The 17,461-nt window shown below is 28.5% G+C and carries 15 protein-coding genes, 1 tRNA gene and 2 pseudogenes; 6 read left to right on the forward strand and 12 right to left on the reverse strand.

What is annotated here, in order from left to right; translation table 11 throughout:
• The 9 genes and pseudogenes from DU473_RS04955 to DU473_RS04995 all read right to left on the reverse strand — a co-directional run.
• Positions 1 to 379 (reverse strand): annotated as a pseudogene (locus DU473_RS04955) (hypothetical protein); the annotation flags it as partial.
• 438 nt (positions 380 to 817) lie between these two features.
• The gene (locus tag DU473_RS04960) at positions 818 to 1,357 is read right to left on the reverse strand and encodes a ferric reductase-like transmembrane domain-containing protein (RefSeq protein ID WP_131186638.1); all 540 of its coding nucleotides are present in this window, start codon (positions 1,355 to 1,357) and stop codon (positions 818 to 820) included.
• The gene (gene msrP, locus DU473_RS04965; protein ID WP_131186639.1) at positions 1,357 to 2,250 is read right to left on the reverse strand and encodes a protein-methionine-sulfoxide reductase catalytic subunit MsrP; all 894 of its coding nucleotides are present in this window, start codon (positions 2,248 to 2,250) and stop codon (positions 1,357 to 1,359) included. The genes DU473_RS04960 and msrP overlap by 1 nt, the downstream gene beginning before the upstream one ends.
• A 128-nt stretch (positions 2,251 to 2,378) precedes the next feature.
• Positions 2,379 to 3,056 (reverse strand): annotated as a pseudogene (gene pyrF, locus DU473_RS04970) (orotidine-5'-phosphate decarboxylase); the annotation flags it as partial.
• Positions 3,053 to 3,451 carry a transcription antitermination factor NusB gene (gene nusB, locus DU473_RS04975; protein ID WP_131163708.1) on the reverse strand — a complete coding sequence of 133 codons (399 nt, stop codon included), beginning with the start codon at positions 3,449 to 3,451 and terminating at the stop codon, positions 3,053 to 3,055. The gene nusB and the pseudogene pyrF, both read right to left, overlap by 4 nt.
• 8 nt (positions 3,452 to 3,459) lie before the next feature.
• Positions 3,460 to 3,924 (reverse strand): 6,7-dimethyl-8-ribityllumazine synthase, encoded by a 465-nt coding sequence (gene ribH, locus DU473_RS04980; protein WP_131186640.1) that lies wholly within the window; start codon positions 3,922 to 3,924, stop codon positions 3,460 to 3,462.
• A gap of 9 nt (positions 3,925 to 3,933) precedes the next feature.
• Entirely contained in the window at positions 3,934 to 4,743 is an 810-nt protein-coding gene (kdsA, locus tag DU473_RS04985; RefSeq protein ID WP_262868043.1) for a 3-deoxy-8-phosphooctulonate synthase, read from the reverse strand.
• 25 nt (positions 4,744 to 4,768) lie between these two features.
• The gene (locus DU473_RS04990) at positions 4,769 to 6,127 is read right to left on the reverse strand and encodes a uracil-xanthine permease family protein (protein WP_131186642.1); all 1,359 of its coding nucleotides are present in this window, start codon (positions 6,125 to 6,127) and stop codon (positions 4,769 to 4,771) included.
• A complete protein-coding gene (locus DU473_RS04995; protein WP_131186643.1) occupies positions 6,117 to 7,040 on the reverse strand; it encodes a DMT family transporter in 924 nt (307 codons plus the stop codon). The genes DU473_RS04990 and DU473_RS04995 overlap by 11 nt, the downstream gene beginning before the upstream one ends.
• A gap of 116 nt (positions 7,041 to 7,156) precedes the next feature.
• On the opposite strand from DU473_RS04995, the gene der reads away from it, so the two are divergent.
• From der to DU473_RS05020, 5 genes are read left to right on the forward strand one after another with little or no spacing between them, the layout of a single operon-like run.
• A complete protein-coding gene (der, locus tag DU473_RS05000) occupies positions 7,157 to 8,542 on the forward strand; it encodes a ribosome biogenesis GTPase Der (protein WP_131163713.1) in 1,386 nt (461 codons plus the stop codon).
• Complete coding sequence (locus tag DU473_RS05005; RefSeq protein WP_131163714.1) at positions 8,532 to 9,023, forward strand: shikimate kinase; 492 nt, start codon at positions 8,532 to 8,534, stop codon at positions 9,021 to 9,023. Before der ends, DU473_RS05005 begins: the two co-directional genes overlap by 11 nt.
• Positions 9,023 to 9,982, forward strand: coding sequence for a tryptophan--tRNA ligase (gene trpS / locus DU473_RS05010; RefSeq protein ID WP_131186644.1), 960 nt, complete (start codon positions 9,023 to 9,025; stop codon positions 9,980 to 9,982). The genes DU473_RS05005 and trpS overlap by 1 nt, the downstream gene beginning before the upstream one ends.
• Positions 9,983 to 9,991: 9 nt before the next feature.
• Positions 9,992 to 11,227: a serine--tRNA ligase gene (gene serS, locus DU473_RS05015; RefSeq protein WP_131166225.1), complete on the forward strand. Its 1,236-nt coding sequence runs from the start codon at positions 9,992 to 9,994 to the stop codon at positions 11,225 to 11,227.
• A 9-nt stretch (positions 11,228 to 11,236) separates the two neighbouring features.
• A complete protein-coding gene (locus DU473_RS05020) occupies positions 11,237 to 13,681 on the forward strand; it encodes a tetratricopeptide repeat protein (RefSeq protein WP_131166226.1) in 2,445 nt (814 codons plus the stop codon).
• A gap of 13 nt (positions 13,682 to 13,694) precedes the next feature.
• Here DU473_RS05020 and DU473_RS05025 read toward each other — a convergent pair.
• Positions 13,695 to 13,769: transfer RNA gene (locus tag DU473_RS05025), tRNA-Asn, on the reverse strand.
• A 213-nt stretch (positions 13,770 to 13,982) separates the two neighbouring features.
• Between DU473_RS05025 and DU473_RS05030 the strand changes: the two genes are divergently transcribed.
• Positions 13,983 to 15,254, forward strand: a complete 1,272-nt coding sequence (locus DU473_RS05030) for a Cj0814 family flagellar-dependent secreted protein (RefSeq protein WP_131186645.1) — start codon at positions 13,983 to 13,985, stop codon at positions 15,252 to 15,254.
• Positions 15,255 to 15,530: 276 nt separating this feature from the next.
• Here DU473_RS05030 and DU473_RS05035 read toward each other — a convergent pair whose 3' ends face one another.
• Positions 15,531 to 16,433, reverse strand: a complete 903-nt coding sequence (locus DU473_RS05035) for a radical SAM protein (RefSeq protein ID WP_131186646.1) — start codon at positions 16,431 to 16,433, stop codon at positions 15,531 to 15,533.
• The gene (gene hemE / locus DU473_RS05040) at positions 16,430 to 17,449 is read right to left on the reverse strand and encodes a uroporphyrinogen decarboxylase (protein WP_131186647.1); all 1,020 of its coding nucleotides are present in this window, start codon (positions 17,447 to 17,449) and stop codon (positions 16,430 to 16,432) included. The genes DU473_RS05035 and hemE overlap by 4 nt, the downstream gene beginning before the upstream one ends.
• Positions 17,450 to 17,461 lie beyond the last annotated feature (12 nt).

A 17,461-nucleotide genomic window follows, 5' to 3' on the forward strand; every position in this document is an offset into this window, starting at 1 on the left:
AACCTGCATACACACCATATATACCACTATCTTTTAAGGTAGAATAACCTATGATAGTTCCTTTAGTGTGTCCTTTACTTTCTTCATTTAAAGAAAGTTCAACATTCTGTGAAGAAGCATAAGGAAGGATAAATAAGGAGTGTTCTTTATTGGTTTGATTAAAATCCCTAATTGAAGTATTTAAAAAATTTTGCATAGAGCTATCCATAACGCTATCAATGAAAGTTGATCTTCTTATAGCCATAGAAATCAAACTTTCAAGCATTGTTTGGGAAATAGATTTTTTAAAATCAAAATCTGTAGGGAGTTTTGTGGTAATTTGATCAGCGTTTTCATTGTTTTTATTATCTGTAATATCTAATTTATCCTCATCTACGCCACCACCTGCAACAAAAATCACTTCATCAAATGTTGTGTAATTATATTTTTCTACGGCATAAGAATAAGGGCTTAAAAAAGAAATTGCAACTAAGAAAAGAACTAGCTTTTTCAAAGGTGTATAAGAATGATTTTTTTCAATCCTTTGGTTTGCTAAGTATCTTTTACCTAAACTGAATTTTTGCTGAGTCATTATCACTCCTTGTATTTGTTTTGATTTTATTTTAAAAGGTAAATAAAAAAGCAATAAAAATCATAGGCTTAATGATAAGATATTTTGTATTAATATAAATTTAATTTTTTTATTTTGTGTAATTTAATGCCAAAAATTTAAAAAAACAGTTTATTTTGTGGGTTTAGCTCAATTTATAAATTTAAAAAATACTTCAAGCATTTAATACTTTTAGTGCTTTTTGAACAATGATTTATTAATTTATATTTATTTATTTTTTATAATCAATCTTTTATAAGCTAAAATAAAATAAATCAAAGCAACAATCAAAGCACTCCATTCCCAAAACATAGGAACTTTAGGACTTAAAAAGTAATGATAGCTTGCTAAGAGAAAGCATAAATAACTTAATTTTCTTATTTTTTCTATCTTTTTAAAAAACCTAAAAGAACTTAATAGCATCAAAATAAGCAAGATAAAAGCTATAAAACCGCTTGATTCTAATAAACGTTTTGAAATATCACCAAAAAGTCTTGAAATCTGCATATTTCTATCGAAAATAAAATAATTTAAAAAATGTAAAATTGCCCAAAAAACGGAAAAAAATCCAAATAATTTGGGATAATCTTTGGTATTTTTTAATTTAACCAAAGAAAATAAAAGGCTTAAATTTAAAAAGATTAAAGAAAAAATACCTGTATAAAAATAAGCCTCTTTGACAAAATCAAAAGAATTTAAAATATTATAAAAGCCATAAATTATACTTATAGAAAAAAGTATATAAACTACAAAATTATAAACTAGCATTAAAAATTCTTTTTTAAATCCATATTGGCATAAAGGCTTGCCACTTCTTTTTCATAACCATTAAACATTAAAGTTGGCTTGGTAAAAAATTCTCCCAAAGCTCTTTCATTGGCTTGTGACCATCTTGGATGAGAAACATTTGGATTGACATTAGCGTAAAAACCGTATTCATTAGGGGCATACTCTTGCCACGTTGTTTTTGGTTCGTTTTCGACAAATTCAATTTTTACTATGGATTTAATGCTTTTAAAACCATATTTCCAAGGAACTACAAGACGCAAAGGGGCTCCATTTTGTCCTAGTAATGGTTTTTTATACATCCCTACTGCTAAAATAGTAAGTGGATGCATAGCTTCATCCATCCTTAAAGCTTCTGTATAAGGGTATTTGATAGTAGGAAATAAAGCATTTTGATCAGGGAATTTTTCTTTGTCAAAAAGAGTTGTAAATTTTACATATTTTGCTTTGCTTGTAGGCTTTGCTTTTTCGATTAAATGACGCAACTCAAAGCCTATCCAAGGAACAACCATAGACCAAGTTTCTACGCAACGAAAACGATAAATTCTTTCTTCTAGTGGGAATTTTAAAATATCCTCCATTGTTAATTTTATAGGTTTTTCTAATTCTCCACTTAAAGAAATCTCCCAATTTTTTACATCAAAATTCTTAGCATATTCTACTGCCTTTTTTTTATTGGTAGAAAATTCATAAAAATTTACATAATTAGTCGCAAGTTCTTCATCTGTAAGGGTTAATTTCTGTGGATTTTTATCACTACTAAATTCAAGGGCTAAAAGTTTAGAATTAATCAAACTTGAACTTAACATAGCTCCAACGCCAAGCTTTAAGAATTGTCTTCTTTTTTTATAAAGTTCTTCTGGTGTTATAAACATAAATTTTCCTTGTTGATAATTTTTACAATAATAACAAGAGAAAATAAATCTTATTTAAATATATACATATATTTAAATAATAGTTTATAAAATCATAATTTTAGCAACTCTTGTTTTATTTATTTTATAATTTCTAAAAGTATTTTTTCGCATATTGATCTTGGATTAGATGACTCATATATAGGGCGTCCTATTACTACAAAATCACTTTTATACTCTTTAGCCATTTTAAGATCTGCTACTCTTTTTTGATCGTTGTTTGATTCATTAAAAGGGCGTATACCTGGTGTCAAAGTTAAAAAACTTGATGAAGTATTTTCTTTGATGATTTTACTTTCAAAAACAGAACAAACCATACCATCAAGCCCTGCTTCATAAGAAAGCTTTGAAAAATTAATTACGGCTTCATTGATTTTTTGCTTATAAATACTAAAAAAATTTTCCTCATCAAAACTAGTAAGAGCAGAAACAGCTAAAATCAAAGGGCGATTTTTTAATTTTTCTAAACGTTTTCTAACTTCAAGCATTGCTATTTTACCGGCACTTGCGTGTAAATTTATCATATTTACACCCAATTTTGAAATTTCTTCGCACGCATCTGCCATGGTATTTGGTATATCATAAATTTTAAGATCTAAAAAAATTTTAAAATTATCAATTTTTTTAAGATCTTCTATAAATTTAAAACCATCTCTTAAATATGCTCTTAATCCTACTTTTAACCAAAGATCTAAACCTTTTAATTCTTTGGCAAGTTTAAGGCAATCTTCTTTTGTGGCCAAATCAAGTGCAACACATAATTTCATTTTTTAGCCTTGATTAAAGAGTCTAAAACCCCATTGATAAATTTAGGGGAATTATCATTGGCTAATTCTTTGGCTAATTCTATGGCTTCGTTGATAATTATAGCATCTGTTGTTTCTGTAAAAAGCAACTCATAAGCTCCAAGTCTTAAAATGGCTCTTTCTATATGGCCGAGTTTATTGATTGCATTTTCTTTTAAATGAACATTAAGCGCTTCATCTAGTTTGGTTAAATTTTCACAAATTCCATTATAAAGGCTTAGAGTAAAATTCTTTTGCTCATTGCGGATTTTTTTTTCATTTAAAAATTCATCAATAAAATTTTCATTTTTGTCATTTAACTCTAAAGCATAAAGCAAAGAAATAACGCTTTGTCTTACTTGATGTCTTGTTGCCATTTTAAGCCTTAAAATTGTTTGCTTAAATTTAACATTTCGATTAAAGTAAGCATAGCTTCAAAGCCTTTATTACCAACCTTGCTTCCTGCTCTTTCGATAGCTTGTTCTATAGTATCTGTAGTTAAAACCCCAAAGCTTACAGGGATATTATGATTTAAACTTACGTTTGCAATCCCTTTTGTAGTTTCAGCCGAAACATAATCAAAATGCGGAGTAGAACCGCGAATAACTGCACCTAAACAACAAATAGCGTCAAATTTATTGCTTTGTATAGCTTTTTTCAAAATAAAAGGAAGTTCAAAAGCACCTGGGACTAAAATAAGATCTAAATTTTCTTCTTTTCCTCCGTGTCTTAAAAAAGCATCTTTTGCGCCCTCTACTAAACGATCTGTTATGATATGATTAAATCTTGCATTGATAATAGCAATTTTTTCATCACCTGTTAATTGTAATTTTCCTTCAATAATCTTCATTTTTTTCCTTTACTCAATAATATTTTGAATTTTTATAAGTGTTTTAATACATTCTTTAAAACGATTTATATTAAGCATATTAGGTCCATCACAAAGTGCTTCGCAAGGATTAATATGCGTTTCAAAGAAAAAGCCATCTACTCCAACAGCAGCCGCAGCCCTTGCTAAAGGTTCTACAAATTCACTTTTGCCACCACTACTTCCTCCTGCAGCTCCTGGCATTTGCACGCTATGGGTTGCATCAAAAATGACAGGGGCAAATTCACGCATAATCACTAAAGATCTCATATCAACAACTAAATTGCCATAGCCAAAACTAGAACCTCTTTCGGCTACAAAAACGCCGTTTTTACCTGCTATATCATAGCCCTCTTCTTCTATGCCACGTGTTTGAAGAATTTTTTTCACACTATATTTAATATCACTTGGATTTAAAAATTGCCCCTTTTTAATGTTTATTTTAGCTTTTGTTTTAGCTGCTTCTACGAGTAGATCGGTTTGACGGCATAAAAAAGCTGGAATTTGCAAAACATCAGCTACTTCGCTAACAATTTTTGCCTGATAACTTTCATGGATATCAGTTAATATTTTCATACCAAATTCATTTTTAACACTTTGTAAAATTTTAAGTCCCTCATCAAGTCCTGGGCCACGAAAAGAATTGATACTTGTGCGATTTGCTTTATCAAAGCTTGATTTGAAATAAAACTCAAATCTATCATCATTTGAAAATTCTTGTAATTGCTTTGCTACTTTAAAAACCAAATCTTTACTTTCTATTACGCAAGGACCTGCAATTAAAATCATTTTTTTCATTATTTTAACCTTATAAATTTTTGTAATTTTACTTTATTTTTCTTTGTTTTTCTTCAAATGGAAAAATAATATTTAAAACAATGGCACTAATTCCTCCTGCTGCTATACCTGAAGAAAACAAAGTTTTAAACCAAGTAGGGGTAAATTGCAAAATATCAGGATTGTTAGCTACACCAAGCCCTATTCCTAAAGAAATAGCTATAATCATAATGGATCTTCTGTTTAAATTTTCTTTTGAAATAATTCTTACTCCAGTGGCTGCAATTGTTCCAAACATGATTAAAGTGGCACCGCCTAAAATAGGTTCTGGAATTTGTAAGGTAATATTTGCCACTATAGGAAAAAGCCCTAAAATAATTAACATAAAAGCGACTATAAATCCCACATAACGACTAGCAACTCCAGTTAAAACAATCACTCCATTATTTTGTCCAAAGCAAGAATTTGGAAAAGTATTAAAAAATGCCGAAACAAAAGAGTTAAATCCATTAGCTAACACTCCGCCTTTTAATCTTTTGGTATAAAGCTCACCTTTTATAGGCTGATTTGAAACTTCACTTGTAGCACTAATATCTCCTATAGTTTCAAGTGAGGTTACTATAAAAACTAAGATCAAAGGTAAAATTAAATTAGAATCAATACTTAAGCCATAATGCATAGGATTTGGAAAAAATAAAATGGGCAAATTATCGTTAAAATTAAAATGAAAATTTTCAAAACCCATAGCAATCAAAAGCCCTATAATAATAGCAATAAATAAGGACGAAATCCTAATAAATGAATTATTTAAACGATTTAATATAATAATACTTAAAATCACAACTCCAGCTAATAATAAATTTTCAAAAGATCCAAATTCTCCATTTGCTTTAGCACTAAAGCCTCCTCCTGCGCTTACAAGCCCAACATTGATTAAACTAAGCCCTATAATCATCACAACAATTCCAGAAACCAAAGGTGAAATAATTTTTCTTATAAAAGGTAAAAATCTAGAAATAATCATCTCTGTTGTAGAACAAAGCATCAAGGTTCCAAAAATAGCTCCAAGCATTGCTTCTTGTGATAGTCCGTTATTTTTTAGAGTAAGTCCTCCTAAAATGATAGGCGAAACGAAATTAAAACTTGTTCCTTGTATTGATAAAAGCCCACTTCCAATAGGCCCCCAAGTTTTAATCTGAAGCAAAGACGCAATGCCAGAAGCAAATAAAGACATACATATAATTCTTGCTGTATTTTCCTCATCTATACCCAAACCCTTACAAATAAGCAAAGCCGGTGTAATCACAGCCACAAACATAGCCATTAAATGCACCAAAGCAGCAAAACAAGCTTTTAAAAAAGGAGGTTTATCTTCAAGTTCATAAATTAAATCTGTTTTATTTTTCATTTTTTCCTTTTCCTCGAACTAAAATAATACCACCTAAAATGATACCTAGTATTCCGATAAATACCATAACACTAGGAAAATCATCTCCTAACATAACACCCAAAATTAAAGTAAAAACTACATCCATATAGCTTACTCCAGCAACTATACCTGCTTTTTTTGCCACTCCATAAGCTTTTGTAATATGAATTTGATATAAAGTTCCTAAGCTCCCCATAATAAGTATAATAACCCAAGCTTTAAGACTAGGCATTATAAAAGGCGCTATAAGAAAATCAAGCTCTTTTGTAAAATAAAAAGAACCAATACTCATAGAAATTAAAGGCAATAAAGAACCAAGAAATATAAATGAAGCAGCAATTTGCTCGGTTAAATAATATTTTCTTAATTCTCGCACACTTGTTAAAGCTATGGCTGCTAACAATCCACTTAAAATTCCTATAATACAATTTTTTAAGTCAAAACCTGAATGATTTGAAAAATCTGCCCAAGGCTGCATAATACAAAGAACGCCTAAAAAAGCAATCAAAATACCAAACCAACCTTTTACACCTATATTTTCCTTAAAAAGAAAAAAAGCGATTAAAGTTACAAAAATAGGGGCTGTTTTTTGAAAAGCAAATGCACCACCTAAGGTAATATGTGAAACATTATAAAAAAACATATAAAGGGCTAAAGTTCCTATAACTCCCCTAAAAATTAAAAGTCCTAATTTTCCACCTTCTTTGTGAATTTTTGTTTTTTTAAGCATATAAATAATAAAAAAAGTCCCTATAATATTTCTAAAAAACATAATTTCTATAGAAGAAAGTTCGTTGCTTAAAATTTTGGCACATGCGCCCATCAAAGCAAAATCAAGACAAGCTAACATCATAAAATAAATACCTAGATTATGCTTGACAATTTTTAACACAAAGATTCCTTAATTTTTGAATGAATATGTATTTTAATCTTTTTTTGCTTAAATTTTAAGGCAAAGTTTATATAATTTTATAATTTTAAAAATAAAACAAAAAATATAGGAAAAAAATGCAAAGTATTATACTTGTAGGTAAGCCAAATGTTGGAAAATCAAGTCTTTTTAATAGAATGGCAAGGCAAAGAATAGCCATCACAAGTGAAATATCTGGCACAACAAGAGATACAAATAAAACAGAAGTTCAAATCAATTCTAAAAAGGCATTGCTTATTGATAGTGGAGGACTTGATGAGAGTAATGAGCTTTTTAAAAATGTCCAAAAAAATACCTTAAAAACTGCCAAAGAAAGCGATATTATCCTTTATATGGTAGATGGAAAATTAACTCCAGATGATGAGGATAGACATTTTTTTTACTCTTTAAAAAAATTAAACAAACCTATAGCTTTAATTATCAATAAAATCGATAATAAAAAAGATGAAGAAAGATCTTGGGAATTTATTAATTTTGGAATAAAAGAAATTTTTAATCTCTCAGTAACACATAATATAGGCTTAGATGAACTTTATGATTGGCTTGAGAAACATTTAGAAAATAAAAATTTTTTAATAGAAGATCAAGAAGAAAATTTAGAAGATTTTTTAGAACACTATGATACAAGTAAAGAGCCTGAATTTAAAGAAATTGATACAAATCATATAAAAGTAGGTATTGTAGGGCGTGTAAATGTCGGAAAATCAAGTCTTTTAAATGCTTTAGTCAAACAAGAACGTAGCGTAGTAAGCACTATAGCAGGAACAACTATCGACCCTGTAAATGAAAGTATATTTCATAAAGATAAAACTATAGAATTTGTCGATACAGCAGGCATTAGAAAGCGTGGAAAAATTCAAGGACTTGAACGCTTTGCTTTAAATCGCACGGAAAAAATTTTACAAAACTCACAAATTGCTCTTTTAGTTTTAGATGCTAGCGAGGGTTTTAATGAACTTGATGAAAGAATCGCAGGGCTTATTTCAAAGCATTATTTGGGCGTGATTATTGTATTAAACAAATGGGATAAAAGTGAACTTGAATTTGATAAAACAGTCAAAGAACTACGCCTTGATCGTTTTAAATTTTTAGCGCACGCTCCTATTGTTAGTGTTTCAGCTTTAAGCGGAAAAAGAGTTCATGTGTTGTTAGATAAAATTTTAGAAGTATTTGAACATTTTATACAAAAAATTCCAACTTCAAAGCTTAATGCTTTAATAGAAAATGCCACAAAAGCTCATCCTTTACCTCATGATTATGGTAAGCTTGTTAAAATTTATTATGCAGTGCAATACGATTTAGCACCCCCTAAAATCGCTTTAATCATGAATCGACCAAAAGCTTTGCATTTTAGCTACAAACGATATTTGCAAAATAAAATTAGGCAAGAATTTGATTTTGAAGGAGTGCCTTTAATCATTGCCTCCCGTAAAAAAGGAACTAAAGAAAACAATGAAGAATGAAAACATTGTTTTTATAGGTTTTATGGGAAGTGGAAAAAGCTCTCTTGCTAGAGCTTTATCGCAAAAAATGGATAAAGTTTATCTTGATAGTGATTCTTTGATCGAAATGAAATTTCAAAAGAGTATTAGTGAAATTTTTAAAATTTTTGGCGAAGAATTTTTTAGAAAAGAAGAACAAAAATTAGCTTATTTATTTAGTATGATTGATAATACTGTAATAGCCACAGGTGGTGGATTTATCCATGTGCCAAATTTTAAAAGCTTAGGATTTTGTATTTATTTAAGAGCTGAATTTGATTTTTTAAGCAAACATTTAAGCTTAGAAGAAAAAAATAAAAGACCCTTATTTTGTGATGAAATTAAAGCAAAAAAATTATATAATAAACGCATTAAAGACTATGAAAAAAAAGCGGATTTGATTATAGATATAGAAAATAAAAATATTAAAGAATTATTAGAAGAAATAATAAAGAGGATTTAATGAGAATTTTAAGCGGAATTCAGCCAAGTGGAGATTTACATATCGGTAATTATTTTGGAGCTATCAAACAAATGATTGAGGCGCAAAATGACAATGAGATGCTTATATTTATAGCAAATTATCATGCAATGACCTCAAATCAAAAAGGTGAGATTTTAGAGCAAAATATACTAAAGGCTGCGGCTGCATTTTTAAGTCTTGGCATAGATCCTAACAAAAGCATTTTTTGGCTTCAAAGTGATGTTAAAGAAGTATTAGAGCTTTATTGGATTTTATCTCAATTTACTCCTATGGGGCTTTTAGAAAGAGCTCATAGCTATAAAGATAAAATTGCTAAAGGGATCAACGCATCACATGGGCTTTTTTCTTATCCTGTTTTAATGGCAGCTGATATTTTACTTTTTGATGCACAAATTATTCCCGTTGGAAAGGATCAAATTCAGCATATTGAAATTGCTAGAGATATTGCTTTAAAGATTAATAACGAATGGGGAGAAATTTTTACTTTGCCTAAAGCAAAAATTGATGATGAAATTTCTGTTATAATTGGAACAGATGGATCAAAAATGAGCAAATCCTATCAAAACACTATAGACATTTTTGGTGATGAAAAAGTTTTAAAAAAGCAAATTTCATCTATCATTACAGATAGCACGGATTTAAAAGATCCTAAGGACTGGAGAAAATGTAATGTATTTAATATTGCAAAATTATTTTTAGATAAAAAAGGGCAAGAAGATTTAAAAATAAAATACGAGCAAGGTGGAGAAGGTTATGGGCATTTTAAAATGTATCTTTATGATTTGATTCTTAATTATTTTAAAGAAGCAAGACAAAGATATCATGATTTCTTATCTCATCCAGAAGAAATTAAAGAATGTCTTCAAATAGGTGCAAAAAAAGCCAAAAATATAGCTTTGCAAAAAATGCAAAGAATTTATGAAAAAATAGGAATTTAAGGATACATTATGTTGGATTTAAAATATTTACAAAATAATTTTGAAGAAGTAGCAAAAAGTTTAAAAAATAAAAAAGTTGATGAATCTTTGTTAAAAAAACTAAGTGATCTTTTTTTAAATTTAAAAAAAGAAAAAGCAAATTTAGAAGAATTGCAAGCTTTTCAAAATAAATTTAGCAAAGAATTAAGCACCGCTCAAGATAAAGAAAATCTTAAAAAACAACTTAGCGAAAATAAAGAAAAAATTTCAATCCAAAATAAAAAAGTTGATGAAATACTTGCAAATTTAGAAGAAATAGCGCATTCTATCCCAAATATTCCTGATAAATGTGTCCCAGTCGGCGAAGATGAAAATGATAATGTCGAACTCAAAAAAGTTCTAACTCCACCTTCTTTTGATTTTACTCCTAAAGAACATTTTGAACTCGGAGAAAAACTTAATTGGCTTGATTTTGTAAGAGGAGTAAAAATTTCTCAAAGTCGTTTTTGTATCCTTAAAAATGAAGGTGCATTACTAAATCGTGCCTTAATTAATTATATGATAGATTTTAATATGAAACGTGGTTTTAATCTTATCAATGTTCCTTTTTTGGTTAATTCAAAAACAATGTTTGGCACAGGACAACTTCCAAAATTTAAAGATGATATGTATAAAGTAGAAGATGAAGATTTATATCTTATATCTACTTCAGAAATCCCTGTAACCAATTTTTATTCTGATGAGATTTTAAGTAGCGAAAATTTACCCATTAAAATGACTTGTTATAGTGCTTGTTTTAGAAAAGAAGCAGGAAGTGCCGGACGAGATACAAGAGGGATTATTCGTCAACATCAATTTGAAAAAGTCGAGCTTGTAAGTATCACAAAACCTGAGCAAAGTAATAGTGTATTTGAAGAGATGCTAAATTGTGCAAGTGATTTGTTAAGCTCGCTTGGACTTGCTCATCGTCACTTAATGCTTTGCACAGGAGATCTTGGTTTTAGTGCGGCTAAAACAGTAGATTTAGAAGTATGGCTTCCAGGACAAAATAAGTATAGAGAAATAAGCTCTGTTTCAAATTGCCAAGATTTTCAGGCAAGAAGGGCTAAAATTCGCTACAAAAATGATAAAGGAAAAAATGAATTTGTTCATACTTTAAATGGTTCTTCTTTGGCTGTTGGTAGAACACTTGTTGCTATTATGGAGAATTACCAAGATGACAAAGGCAACATTCATATTCCTGATGTTCTTAGAAAATATTTTTAAGAGTGATAAATGGCAGAAGAAAATTTTGATCAAGAAAATAGTTCTAAAGAAAGACTTGATGAAGGCTTAGAAGAATTTAAAGGACAAGAAGGTGAAGCTCCGCAAGATGAAGAGTTAACCACCCTACCAGAAGAACTTTCAAATAAAGAAGAAAGTTTTTCTTTCAAAAGAGAATCAGCCCCTAAAGAAGAAGAAAAACCATTAGAGAAAAACGAAGCTAAAGAAATAGCTTGGTATCAAGATAAGAAATTTTTATCCTTAGTGGCAGGCTCAATAATTATAGTTTGTTCTTTAATTTTTACACTATTTTATTTAACTTTTAACGGCGATAATATTAAAGCTGATATTATCGCAACGAAACAACAAGAAACAGTCAAAAACGAAGCTCCAGATGAATCATATCAATATAATATCGCAAAAATTGATACTATGATAAAAAAAGCTAATGCTTTATATCTAAAGGGTGAAATTGAACAAGCTTTAAAAGCTTATGAGCAAATTGCAATTTATAATGAGTCGCTTTCTAGCTACAATTTGGGAGTTTCTCAAATGAATGAAAACAAATTTGAAGAAGCTTTGCAAAATTTTAAAAAAGCTATAAATAATGGCGAAAATCAAACAGTATCAGCTATCAATGCTGCTGTTTGCGCCTTAAAACTAAATGATAAGGAGAGGTTTAAATACTATATTGATTTAGCTCAAGTTTATTTACCAAAAGAAGGAAATTCAAAACTTTATGATTATTATTTAGCTCTTATTAATTTTTATAAAGGATATTATCCAGAAGCTTTGCAAATGTTTCAAAAAACATCTACTGAGCCTTACTCTGATTCAGCAAAATATCTTTCAGCTAAAATCTACAGCAAAATGGATTTAAATTCAAAAGCCATAACTTATCTTAAGGAGCAAAATAGCCTTGAATCAAGCTTATCTTTAGGGCTTTTATATGCTCGCATTGGAGAATATCAAAAAGCTAAAAATGCTTTAAATACTGCTCTAAAAATAGAAAGAGATTTTAATCAAAGTTTGGCTGCTATTACTTTAATAGATTTAAAAATAGGACAGTATCAAGAAATGTTAACACGTCTTAATAATGCCTATAAAAATAAAGAAGATAAATATCGTATTTTAGATACTTATAAAATTAAAGTGAATTTAAATAAAGATCTTTTTAATATTCAAATTGCACAAGAAAATTTTTCTAGAAATTTCTTCAAACAACCAAAAGAACAATTTGATTTACTTTTTTATTATGCGCCTTATCAGGTTTTTGATAGCAAACAATCTTCTCTTTATATTAAAAAAGCAAACATTGCTTATTTTGTTGATGATAGTGTTGATGCTAGTTTTTATCTTAAAACAGGCAAAGCCCTTTCCTCAACAAATGTTAGAATAGCAAACATAGTAAATCTTGCTTTAAATCAAAAATTAAAACAAGCAAATAAAGGTTTTCAAGATTTAATTAAAGAATATCCAGAACATAGTATTTTGCACTATAATCTTGCATTAACTTATGCTCAACTTAAAAATTACAACTTAGCCTATAAACATTTTTCAAGTTCTTATCATCTAAATCCAAAAAATTATTTAGCCGGTGTATTTGCAATGTTTTGTGCCAAAATTAGTGGCATAGATACAACAAAATTTTATAATGAAATTCAAGATAATATTTCCAATGATAAAAATTTGACCCCCTCATCCTTGTATCAAAATATGTTTTTTTTAGCTAATGAAGATTATACTTCGATCTTACCCTATCTAGATGAAGTTAAAGAAGATAATCATCCTTTAAATCTTATCTTTGAAGCTATTGCTTTTAAAAATAATAATCTTGATAATCAAGCGGATATAAAAATAGCACAGCTTAAATCCGAACTTCCCAATGATGTCTTGAGTAATATTTTATATTTTAATTCTTTAAATACCAAGCAGAATATTAAAGATTATGCACAAAATGCTCAAATATATTTTCAAAATGCAAAATTAGACTATAAAAGTATATTTGGAGGAGCAATCATAGCAAGAGAAAAATATACTTCTTTAATGCAAATTGCTGGACTTTTAAATTTAGAACGTCAAAAATTTAAAGATTTGCTTAATATTTCCAACACAAGAGATGAAGGATTAATTCAAGCTCTAGCTTATATTGATATATTTTCACTCCATTTTGAAGAAGCGTATGCTTTATATAATACACTAATTGATAATTATAAAGTTAATGATTCTCATACGCTTTTTTTAGCTTCTGTTGCTGCTATAGGTTCTAATAATCCAAATTCCGCCATTGCTCTTTTGCAACTTGCAAAACTTAAAGACAATAATAATAAAGAAAGTAAAGCTGCTTTAGGGCTTTTATATCAACAAGTACAAAATTACGAGCCTGCTTTATTACAATACAAAGACTTACCGGATAATTTTAAAAGCGAGTTTTTTACTTTTGAAATTAAAAGATGATTTTATAAAGAAGTGGCTCCGGATGCAGGATTCGAACCTACGACCAAGCGGTTAACAGCCGCCTACTCTACCGCTGAGCTAATCCGGAATGAGTTAATAAAAATGTAATTATATTAAAAAAAATAAATAAAGTCAAGCAAATTAAACCAAAATTTTAAAATTTAGAACTTTATATCCATTAAATTTATACTTGTAACAATGTAATTTCTAAATTTATTCCATTTTATTCTAAAATGGAATAAATTTTGCTTATATTAATTTATATTTAGATTGAAGGCAGAATCTAAATCAAGGAGTTAATATGAATATCTTTAGCATCAATGATAATTCAGGTTATACTTCTATACTTTCACAAAGTAAAGCTAATAAAGAAAGTAAAGAAAATTCTAAAATAAGTTTTGCAAATACTTTTTTAAAACAAAATGTCACTAAATTAAATGAAATTCAAAATAAAAATTCACAAACTTTAATAAGAAGTGAAGTATTAGATGATGAGTTAAATTCTGCTAATATATCAAATAGTAATAACACTAATGTTAGTGTAAATACTAAAACAAATTCTTTTAATTATGATATAGCTAGTGAATTTAAAAACTCTATTTATACTCTAAAATATAAACAAGCTGATCCTTTAGTTAATACAAGTAATATTGCATCTTTAGCTTATGGTTATAGTGTAGATAAAGATGGTTATATGGGAGAAGACTTTAATAAAGCTGCAGGATTACCAAAAGATTTTAAGATACATAAATCTACTTTAGATGAGATAGAGAGGTTTAATCAACATCGTATGGCTGATGAAACTAATGGAAACTATTATAATAGTTTTGATATGGCTTCTATTGTTAAATCCTATTATAATAGCTTTAATCAAGTAATAAGTGCATTTCCAAATGATAAAACAAGTTTTAGCAAAGCAGATTTGGAACAATTACCAAAAGGATTAAATTATAATTGTAATGAAAATAAAGAAAAAATTGTAACAAATATATTTAATGCAAAACAACTGAAAGAAGCACAAGAGCTTGATTGTATTGCAGGTCTAGGAATTAATTGGGTAAAACTTGACTTTTCTCCACAAAGCATGGAGCAAGGTCCTTCACTAGAAGATGGCTTTAATCCTAATATGTCAGTTTATCCACAAAATGAAGACGGAACTTATACTAAAGAAGCTTTATTTATGAGCTTTTTAAAGTCTTATTCGCCTGTTCCATCTCCAAATCAAGTTGTTTTGAGCCCTGAAGCAAAAGTTCGTGAAGCAAAACTTGATCAAGAAATGAAAGCAAATCCTTCTTTTAGTATTTCCTTAGATGACATCATGACAGGTAAAGTTGATTTTGCAAGTTTATTAAAAGGTTATGCTCAAGATGGATGGCTTGATGCAAGTATATATGCAATGGAAAAAGGAGTTAAATGGCAGAATATATACATAGGCAGTGGTGGAGCTTGGTTTGATAGAGAATTTAATAATGCTAAACATAATGGCTGGAAGGCAAGTAGTGAAAGTATAGACTCTTTTGTAAATTCTATAATGGATAGACTCAATAATCTTTTGGAGCAAACTAGGGTATAAATATTATTTATAAGCAAATACAATTTTCTTGCAAAATTTAAAAAATTATTTATATTATTTTCAGTTTTTTTTGCAATAAACAATCAGCAACAACACAAACAAAACCTTTAAAAGATAAAAAAGTAGTTTTAGCTTTGTAAAAACAAATATAGCAATAAATCAGAAATTTATTTATACAACTTACAATAAAATTGTAAATAGCTTTAATAAAAGTTTTTATAAAAATTATCGATATTAACTACCATTTAAAGTAAAAAATTCGAATTTTTTACAAATCTATACCTTATAAAATTTAACTCCGCCTAAATTATAAATTTTAACCAAATCTTTTTTTATTAAATTATCCAATATCGCTTGACTATTTAAACTTAAAAGAGCCTTAACATCAAATTCACTTTGTGCTCTTAATTGCAACATTTTCAAAAGCTCATCTTCACTAAATTCCATATTTTGTTTTTTATCATTTCTTCTTGCAATAAATACAGGAATATTTTTTATAAAAGAACTCAAATCAAAAAGCTTCTCTTCGCTCACACCTTTAACAGGATACGAAGGGGGTCTATCTATAGTGCTTATATCTACTCTTATAGGATTTATTTTTTGTAAAATTTCATTTAAAGCCTGAAATTCTTTTTCATTGTCATTGATACCTTTAACAACTAAAATTTCAATGATAAGCTCGCCTTTAAAAAGCTTTGAAAAAGCTATCATTTTCTCTATCATTAAACAAAGACTGATTTCTTTTAAAGGCTTGTTAATACGAAAAAAACTTTTCTCAATTACACTATCAAGACTAAATTTAACTATATCCAAATCAAGTAAAGCATTAAATTGTTTTTCATTTAAAACAGCAGTACCATTACTCAAAATAAGAATTTTTTTATCTAATTGCAATTTTCTTAAAGCAATGATTAATTCTTTTAAATTTGGATACAAGCTAGGCTCTCCATTGGCCGTTAAAGTGAGCACATCAAAAGATATTTTTTTAGCTAAAAAAGAATTTAATTCTTTAACAATCTCTTCAACATAAGCTATAGAATCCATTTTAGCAATAGGTTTGGCTTGTTTAAGTTCACAATAAACACAATCAAAATTACATTGCTTTACAATAGGACTTAAATCAATGCCTAAAGAAAAACCAAAACGCCTTGAATTAATAGGGCCAAAAACTATACTCATTTACTTGATAATTCTTTTACAAGATTTATAAAATATTTAGCATTTTCAACAGGAATATCAGGTAAAATCCCATGTCCTAAATTAAAAATATGTGCCTTATTTTTCATAATTTCTAAAATATCACAAACACTTTCTTTTATGGCTTGTTTATCATAAAGCCTACAAGGCTCCATATTACCTTGCAAAGTATAAGTAGGACTTAAGAATTCTTTTGCCGTTTTTAAAGGAGTGCTCCAATCTACTCCAAAAACATCAAAATTTCCATAAATTCCATCTAAATATCCGCTAATTCCTTTTGGAAATAAAATTACAGGTATGTGAGGATACTTTTCTTTAATGTAATTAGAAATTTCTATCATATACTTAAAAGAAAATTCAAAAAATATATCTTTTTCTAATGCGCTTGCCCAACTATCAAAAATTTGCACCGCATTTGCTCCAGCTTTAATTTGCTCTTCTAAATACAATTTTAAAATTTCACTTAATTTTTTAAGTAAAGTGTGCATTAATGAAGGATTAGTATAAATTAATTTTTTACATTTTGCATAAGTTTTACTTCCTTTTGCTTCTATCATATAAGTTGCTAAAGTCCAAGGACTACCACAAAATCCTATCAAAGCTTTATTAGGAGATAATTTTTCTCTCGTAAGTGAAATGGCATCATATACATAAGATAATTTTTTATAAGCATTAGGATCTAATTTATCTATATCCTCTAAAGATTTTAAAGGCTCGCTAAATACTGGACCATCTCCTTTTTCAAATTTTAAATCCATACCCATTTCTAAAGGGACAACTAAAATATCTGAAAAAATAATCGCCGCATCTACATCAAGAATATCAACAGGTTGTAAGCTTACTTCGCTTGCTCTTTTATAATCCTTACATAAAGAAAGAAAATCCCCTGCTTCTTCTCTTACTTTCATATACTCTTTTAAGTACCTTCCAGCCTGTCTCATCATCCAAACAGGAGTATAAGGCACATTTTTTTTAAAACAAGCATCAATAAAAATCATTTATATTCCTTA

This window comes from Campylobacter novaezeelandiae (assembly GCF_004323845.1).
Taxonomy (GTDB): domain Bacteria; phylum Campylobacterota; class Campylobacteria; order Campylobacterales; family Campylobacteraceae; genus Campylobacter_D; species Campylobacter_D novaezeelandiae.

What these genes read in the sequence shown, in the direction of transcription:
- der (WP_131163713.1), top strand. Translation starts at nt 7,157, where the DNA reads ATGCAAAGTATTATACTTGTAGGTAAGCCAAATGTTGGAAAATCAAGT.
- DU473_RS04960 (WP_131186638.1), bottom strand. Translation starts at nt 1,357, where the DNA reads ATGCTAGTTTATAATTTTGTAGTTTATATACTTTTTTCTATAAGTATA.
- DU473_RS05005 (WP_131163714.1), top strand. Translation starts at nt 8,532, where the DNA reads ATGAAGAATGAAAACATTGTTTTTATAGGTTTTATGGGAAGTGGAAAA.
- trpS (WP_131186644.1), top strand. Translation starts at nt 9,023, where the DNA reads ATGAGAATTTTAAGCGGAATTCAGCCAAGTGGAGATTTACATATCGGT.
- nusB (WP_131163708.1), bottom strand. Translation starts at nt 3,451, where the DNA reads ATGGCAACAAGACATCAAGTAAGACAAAGCGTTATTTCTTTGCTTTAT.
- DU473_RS05030 (WP_131186645.1), top strand. Translation starts at nt 13,983, where the DNA reads ATGAATATCTTTAGCATCAATGATAATTCAGGTTATACTTCTATACTT.
- msrP (WP_131186639.1), bottom strand. Translation starts at nt 2,250, where the DNA reads ATGTTTATAACACCAGAAGAACTTTATAAAAAAAGAAGACAATTCTTA.
- serS (WP_131166225.1), top strand. Translation starts at nt 9,992, where the DNA reads ATGTTGGATTTAAAATATTTACAAAATAATTTTGAAGAAGTAGCAAAA.
- DU473_RS04990 (WP_131186642.1), bottom strand. Translation starts at nt 6,127, where the DNA reads ATGAAAAATAAAACAGATTTAATTTATGAACTTGAAGATAAACCTCCT.
- hemE (WP_131186647.1), bottom strand. Translation starts at nt 17,449, where the DNA reads ATGATTTTTATTGATGCTTGTTTTAAAAAAAATGTGCCTTATACTCCT.
- DU473_RS05020 (WP_131166226.1), top strand. Translation starts at nt 11,237, where the DNA reads ATGGCAGAAGAAAATTTTGATCAAGAAAATAGTTCTAAAGAAAGACTT.
- DU473_RS05035 (WP_131186646.1), bottom strand. Translation starts at nt 16,433, where the DNA reads ATGAGTATAGTTTTTGGCCCTATTAATTCAAGGCGTTTTGGTTTTTCT.
- ribH (WP_131186640.1), bottom strand. Translation starts at nt 3,924, where the DNA reads ATGAAGATTATTGAAGGAAAATTACAATTAACAGGTGATGAAAAAATT.